This window comes from Streptomyces albidochromogenes, from assembly GCF_005981925.1.
GTDB lineage: Bacteria > Actinomycetota > Actinomycetes > Streptomycetales > Streptomycetaceae > Streptomyces > Streptomyces albidochromogenes.
This window is the reverse complement of sequence record NZ_VBVX01000372.1, coordinates 1-5,719: the sequence shown is the minus strand read 5'-3', so window position 1 is coordinate 5,719 and position 5,719 is coordinate 1. Positions and strand designations below refer to the sequence as shown.

Annotated in this window: 5 protein-coding genes; all 5 read left to right on the top strand. The window is 74.3% G+C overall.

The window, feature by feature from the left end; all coding sequences use genetic code 11:
- The first annotated feature begins 15 nt into the window (after positions 1 to 15).
- Positions 16 to 1,233: a spore photoproduct lyase family protein gene (locus tag E2E34_RS30315; RefSeq protein ID WP_425573300.1), complete on the top strand. Its 1,218-nt coding sequence runs from the start codon at positions 16 to 18 to the stop codon at positions 1,231 to 1,233.
- A gap of 205 nt (positions 1,234 to 1,438) precedes the next feature.
- Positions 1,439 to 1,975 (top strand): Dps family protein, encoded by a 537-nt coding sequence (locus tag E2E34_RS30310; RefSeq protein ID WP_138905067.1) that lies wholly within the window; start codon positions 1,439 to 1,441, stop codon positions 1,973 to 1,975.
- 91 nt (positions 1,976 to 2,066) lie between these two features.
- Positions 2,067 to 3,251, top strand: a complete 1,185-nt coding sequence (locus E2E34_RS30305; protein WP_138905066.1) for a polyprenyl synthetase family protein — start codon at positions 2,067 to 2,069, stop codon at positions 3,249 to 3,251.
- The gene (gene crtI / locus E2E34_RS30300) at positions 3,248 to 4,729 is read left to right on the top strand and encodes a phytoene desaturase family protein (protein WP_138905065.1); all 1,482 of its coding nucleotides are present in this window, start codon (positions 3,248 to 3,250) and stop codon (positions 4,727 to 4,729) included. The genes E2E34_RS30305 and crtI overlap by 4 nt, the downstream gene beginning before the upstream one ends.
- A 10-nt stretch (positions 4,730 to 4,739) precedes the next feature.
- Positions 4,740 to 5,719 (top strand): phytoene/squalene synthase family protein (locus E2E34_RS30295; RefSeq protein ID WP_138905064.1); only part of this gene is annotated, 980 nt, incomplete at its 3' end.

Sequence of the window (5,719 nt, the reverse complement as noted above, 5' to 3'; positions counted from 1 at the left end):
GGGCGGGGGTGCGCGGTGGCTGACGACGGGGCGCGGACCGGAGCGGACACGCGCACTCCCCGGCCGTCCGGTGCGCCGCAGGAGGAGCCCGACGGGCTGTTCGGCATCGAGGAGATCCGGACGGGCCGGGAGGTGCGACGGCCCGAGGGGCCGTTGTTCCGCGACTCGCCCCGGGCCCGGCGGATGCTGTCGGTACGGGAGATCCACGCCGAACCCGGCGCGGCGGCCTCACCGAGGGGACGGCGGATCCTCGCGGACTTCCCGGACGCGGAGGTCGTGTCCACCGACTCCCACTGGCGCATCCCGCAGCTGCACGGCAACCAGGGAAACGCGGAGCGGTGGGTGCGGATCAAGAGCACCGTGCTGGTCCTGGGCGAGAAGAAGACGCTCACCGTACGGCCCAACGGCCGCTCCGCGGACTGGATCGCGCCCGGGGCCGCCAACGGATGCGCCATGGCGTGCGCGTACTGCTACGTGCCGCGGCGCAAGGGCTACGCGAACCCGATCACCGTCTTCACGAACGTCGACCGCATCGTCGCCCGCCTGGCCCGCCATGTCACCGCCCAGGGCCCCAAGAGGGAGCCGAACCAGTGTGATCCGACCGCCTGGGTCTACGACATCGGGGAGAACAACGACTGCTCGGTCGACGCGCTGATCTGCGAGAACACCGCTGAGCTCGTGGACGCCTTCACCCGCTGGCCCACCGCCAAGGCGTCGTTCGCCACCAAGTTCGTCAATCCCGACCTGCTGCTGCTCGAACCGCGCGGACGCACGCGCATCCGGTTCTCCGTCATGCCGCCGGACGACTCCCGGCTGCTGGACGTGCGCACCAGCCCCGTGGAGGACCGCATCGCCGCGGCCGGGGACTTCCTCGACGCCGGCTACGAGGTCCACTTCAACCTGTCCCCCGTCGTCATCAGGCCCGGCTGGGAGAGCGCCTGGGCGGATCTGCTCCGGCGGATGGACGACGTCCTGCCGCCCCGGGTGAAGGAGCAGGCGGCGGCGGAGGTGATCATGCTGACGCACAACGCGGACCTGCACGAGGTCAACCTGGCCTGGCACCCGCGTGCCGAGGACGCCATCTGGCGCCCCGACCTCCAGCAGCCGAAGCGCTCCGAGAACGGCAGCTGGAACGTGCGGTACCGCAACGACGTGAAGGCGGCGGCGGTGGAGACCGTACGCGCTCTCGTCGACCGCCACGCTCCCTGGCTGACCATCCGTTACGCGTTCTGAACCCCGCCGGGCGGACCAGCGCGGCGGACTTCCCCGACGGGCCGGGCCGCGGCGGGGCCCTCCGGTGCGGACGTCACCCCAACGGCGTACCGGCCGTCCGCTGTGGCCGGGCGGGACGTGTCCAGTGGTGGTTGCCTTGGCGGGAGGCAGCCACGACCAAGGAGCGAGAGTGACCCCCAAGGACCCCGACTACACCGTGCCGGGCATGACGACGCAGGACAGCGGGGAGGTCATCGCGCTGCTGCAGATGCGTCTGCACGCGCTCAACGACCTGGCCCTGACCCTCAAGCACATCCACTGGAACGTCGTGGGACCGCACTTCATCGCCGTGCACGAGATGATCGACCCGCAGGTCGAGCAGGTCCGGGCGATGACGGACGACCTCGCCGAACGCATCTCGACGCTGGGCGGCGAACCGCACGGCACCCCGGGCGCGCTCGTCTCCGACCGTACGTGGAACGACTACTCCATCGGCCGTGCCGAGGCCATCGAGCACCTGGGCGCACTCGATCTCGTCTACACGTCGATCGTCGAGGAGCACCGGGCGGCGATGAAGGCCACCGACGAGCTCGACCCGGTCACCCAGGACATGCTGATCGAGCAGCTGCGCGGACTCGAACTGTTCCAGTGGTTCGTACGGGCCCACCTGGAGAGCAGCGGCGGGCGGCTGAGCACCGCCGGCGCGTCGACGGAGCGCAAGGCGGCCGCGCAGGCCGCCGAACAGGCGCGCGGCCGGCCGTGAGAACCGGCGTACGCCTCACCGCATCCGAGCGCGCCCTTCGAGCGGAAGAAGCGGTGTTCGACGGAGTCGCGACGCGCGGAAAGGGGGCTGCATGCTCGGCATCCAGGCGACGGAGGACGACACGCACACGACGGGTGGCACAGGAGGACCGGCCGGCGCCGGCTCGCCGACGGTGGCGCGGGTCGACTCCGCCGTCGCCGACGCCGTGGAGGACGTCCTGCGGACCTGCCTGGACGAACGGCTGACCGAGGCGGCCCGGACGGACGGGGTGTTCGCCGCCGAACTGGCCGCGCGGGTGCGCGATGTCGCCCTGCGCGGCGGCAAGCGCCTGCGGGCCCAGTTCCTGTGGTGGGGATGGCGGGCCTGTGGCGGTCCGGCCGGGGAGGCGGACGCGCGCCGGGTGCTGAGCGTCGCCGCCGCGCTCGAACTCATCCAGACGTGCGCCCTGGTCCACGACGACGTGATGGACCGCTCTCCGGTACGCCGCGGCGCCGCCGCCGTGCACGAGGACTTCGCGCGGCGGCACGCCCTGGCCGGGATGCGCGGCTCGCCGGAGTCCTACGGCACCGCCGGGGCCGTCCTGGCCGGCGACCTCGCCCTCGCGTGGGCCGACGACCTGGTGACCGAGACGGCCCTGTCCTGCGCCGAGGGCCGGCGCCTGTACCAGGAGTGGCGCGCCATGCGCACGGAGATGGTCGCCGGTCAGTACCTGGACGTACGGGCGGCCGCCACGGGCGCGTCGGCGCCGGAGGAGGCTCTGCGCATCGCCCGGCTCAAGACCGCGCTCTACACCGTCGAGCGTCCGCTGGCGCTGGGCGCCGCGCTCGCGGGAGCCACCGGCCGCACCACGGGGACGCTGCGGGCGGCGGGCCGGGGCGCGGGCCTCGCCTTCCAGCTGCGGGACGACCTGCTGGGCGTGTTCGGCGATCCGCGCCGCACCGGCAAGCCGGTCGACGAGGACCTGCGCGACGGGAAGCTGACGTACGTGCGCGCCGTCGCCCTGCGGCTGGCCGACGCGTCCGGTGACGCGTCGGCCGGGGCGGCGCTGAGAGCGGCGGGGCCGGGTCTGACCGACGCCCAGGTGCGCGGCGCCCGGCAGGCGCTGGAGAGCACCGGGGCCCGGCGCGTCGTCGAGGCGGAGATCGGCCGCCTGGTCCGTACCGGTGAGCGCCGTCTGGCCGGCCTGCCCGGTGAGCCCGCGGCCGTGGCGGCGCTCGGCAGGCTGGTCCGTACGGCGGCGGGCCTGGACCCGACGGGCGAGGAGAGCGCCGGATGAGAACCGTTCCCGGTCGTACGGACCGTGTGGTCGTCGTGGGGGCCGGTCTTTCCGGCCTGGCCGCCGCGCTGCACCTGCTGGGCAGCGGCCGCGAGGTGACGGTGGTGGAGCGGTCGGACCAGCCGGGCGGCCGGGCCGGGCGCACCCGCCTGGGCGGTTACAGCCTCGACACCGGCCCCACCGTGCTCACCATGCCCCACCTGGCCGACGAGGCCTTCGCCGCGGTGGGCGACTCGCTGGCCGCCCGGGTCGACCTCGTGGAGCTGCACCCCGCCTACCGGGCGCTGTTCGCCGACGGCTCGGGGCTCGACGTGCACACCGACGGCGACGCGATGGCCGAGGAGGTCCGCGCCTTCGCGGGCCCGGCGGAGGCCGCCGGTTACCGCCGGCTGCGGGTGTGGCTGAAGTCCCTGTACGACGCCCAGATGCACCGGTTCATCGACACCAACTTCGACTCCCCCTTCCAGCTGCTGCACCCCGACCTGGCGCGGCTGGCCGCGTTGCGCGGCTTCGGCCGGCTGGACGCGCAGATCGGCCGGTTCGTCAAGGACCCGCGCCTGCGCCGGGTGTTCTCCTTCCAGTCGCTGTACGCCGGAGTGCCGCCCGCCCGGGCGCTCGCCGCGTACGCCGTCATCGCCTACATGGACACCGTCGCGGGCGTCTACTTCCCGAAGGGCGGCATGCACGCGCTGCCCGTGGCGATGGCGGACGCCGCCGGGGACGCCGGGGCCCGGTTCCGGTACGGGAGCGAGGTCACGCGGCTGCGGACGCGCGCGGGGCGTGTCACCGCCGTACGCCTGGGCGACGGCGAGGAACTGGCCTGCGACGCGGTGGTCCTGACTCCCGATCTGCCCGTCGTCTACCGCCTGCTCGGCCGCGTCCCGCGCCGCCCGGTGCGCCTGCGGCACTCGCCTTCGGCGGTGATCCTGCACGCGGGCACGCGCCGCACCTGGCCGCACCTGGCCCACCACACCATCTCCTTCGGGCGCGCCTGGGAGCGCACGTTCGACGAGATCACCCGGACCGGGCGGCTGATGAGCGACCCGTCGCTGCTGCTCACCCGCCCCACGGCCCACGACCCGGCGCTCGCCCCCGAGGGCAGGCACCTGCACTACGTCCTCGCCCCCTGCCCTAACACGTCGGTCGGCCCTTCGGCCGCCGCGTGGGGCGCGCTCGGGCCCCGTTACCGCGACCGCCTGGTGGGCGAGCTGGAGCGGCGCGGGCTCGACGGATTCGGCGACTCGATCGAGGAGGAGGAGCTGATCACCCCCGCCGACTGGGCGGCGCAGGGCCACGCGGCGGGGACGCCCTTCTCCGCCGCCCACACCTTCGCGCAGACCGGCCCGTTCCGGCCCCGGAACCTGGTGTCCGGCGTCGAGAACGCCGTACTGGCCGGCTGCGGAACGACCCCGGGCGTGGGCGTGCCCACCGTGCTGGTCAGCGGAAAGCTGGCGGCGTCCCGCATCAGCGGACTGTGAGAGGCGGGCCATGACACGACGCGAACTCGACGCGGCGCGCATCCACGACCCGGGACTGCGCGCGGCGTACCGGCACTGCCGCCGGCTCAACGCCCGGCACGGCAAGACGTACTTCCTCGCCACGCGCCTGCTGCCGGTGCACCGGCGTCCGGCCGTGCACGCCCTGTACGGCTTCGCGCGCTGGGCCGACGACATCGTGGACGACCTGGCCTCGGCGCACACGCCCGAGGGGCGCGACCGGCGGCTCGCGCGGCTGGAGAGCGAGCTGTCCGCCGGGCTGCGGACCGGCAGGAGCGCGGAGCCGGTGGTCCGGGCGGTGGCCGACACGGCCCTGACGTACGCCATCCCGCCCGAGCACTTCGCCGACTTCATGACCTCCATGCGGGACGACCTCACGGTCACGGACTACCCGACGTACGACGACCTGCGGGCGTACATGCACGGTTCGGCGGCCGTGATCGGTCTGCAGATGCTGCCCGTGCTCGGGACGGTGGTGCCGAGGGAGGTGGCGGCGCCGCACGCCGCCGCGCTGGGCGTCGCGTTCCAGCTCACCAACTTCCTGCGCGACGTCGGCGAGGACCTCGACCGGGGGCGGGTCTACCTGCCGGCCGACCTGCTCGCCGCGCACGGGGCCGACCGGGCGCTGCTGGAGTGGAGCCGTGCCACCGGGAAGTCCGACCGCCGCATCCGCGCCGCGCTCGAAGCAGCCGCGGCTCTCACCCGGAGCGTCTACCGGGAGGCGGAACCGGGCATCGGCATGCTGGAACCGCGCGTGCGCCCGTGCATCCGTACGGCGTGCGCGCTGTACGGCGGAATCCTCGACGCCATCGCGGACGACGGCTACGGCGTGGTCCACCACCGTTCCGTGGTGCCGCGCACCCGGCGGGCCGGTGTGGCGCTGGCGGGGCTCGGGGCCATCCTCACGGCGCGTGCCCGCACCCGGGTACGGCGCCGCGAGCTGCCGGAGCGCGGCCCGGAGCCGTCGCGCAC

What these genes read in the sequence shown, in the direction of transcription:
- crtI (WP_138905065.1), top strand. Translation starts at nt 3,248, where the DNA reads ATGAGAACCGTTCCCGGTCGTACGGACCGTGTGGTCGTCGTGGGGGCC.
- E2E34_RS30310 (WP_138905067.1), top strand. Translation starts at nt 1,439, where the DNA reads ATGACGACGCAGGACAGCGGGGAGGTCATCGCGCTGCTGCAGATGCGT.
- E2E34_RS30305 (WP_138905066.1), top strand. Translation starts at nt 2,067, where the DNA reads ATGCTCGGCATCCAGGCGACGGAGGACGACACGCACACGACGGGTGGC.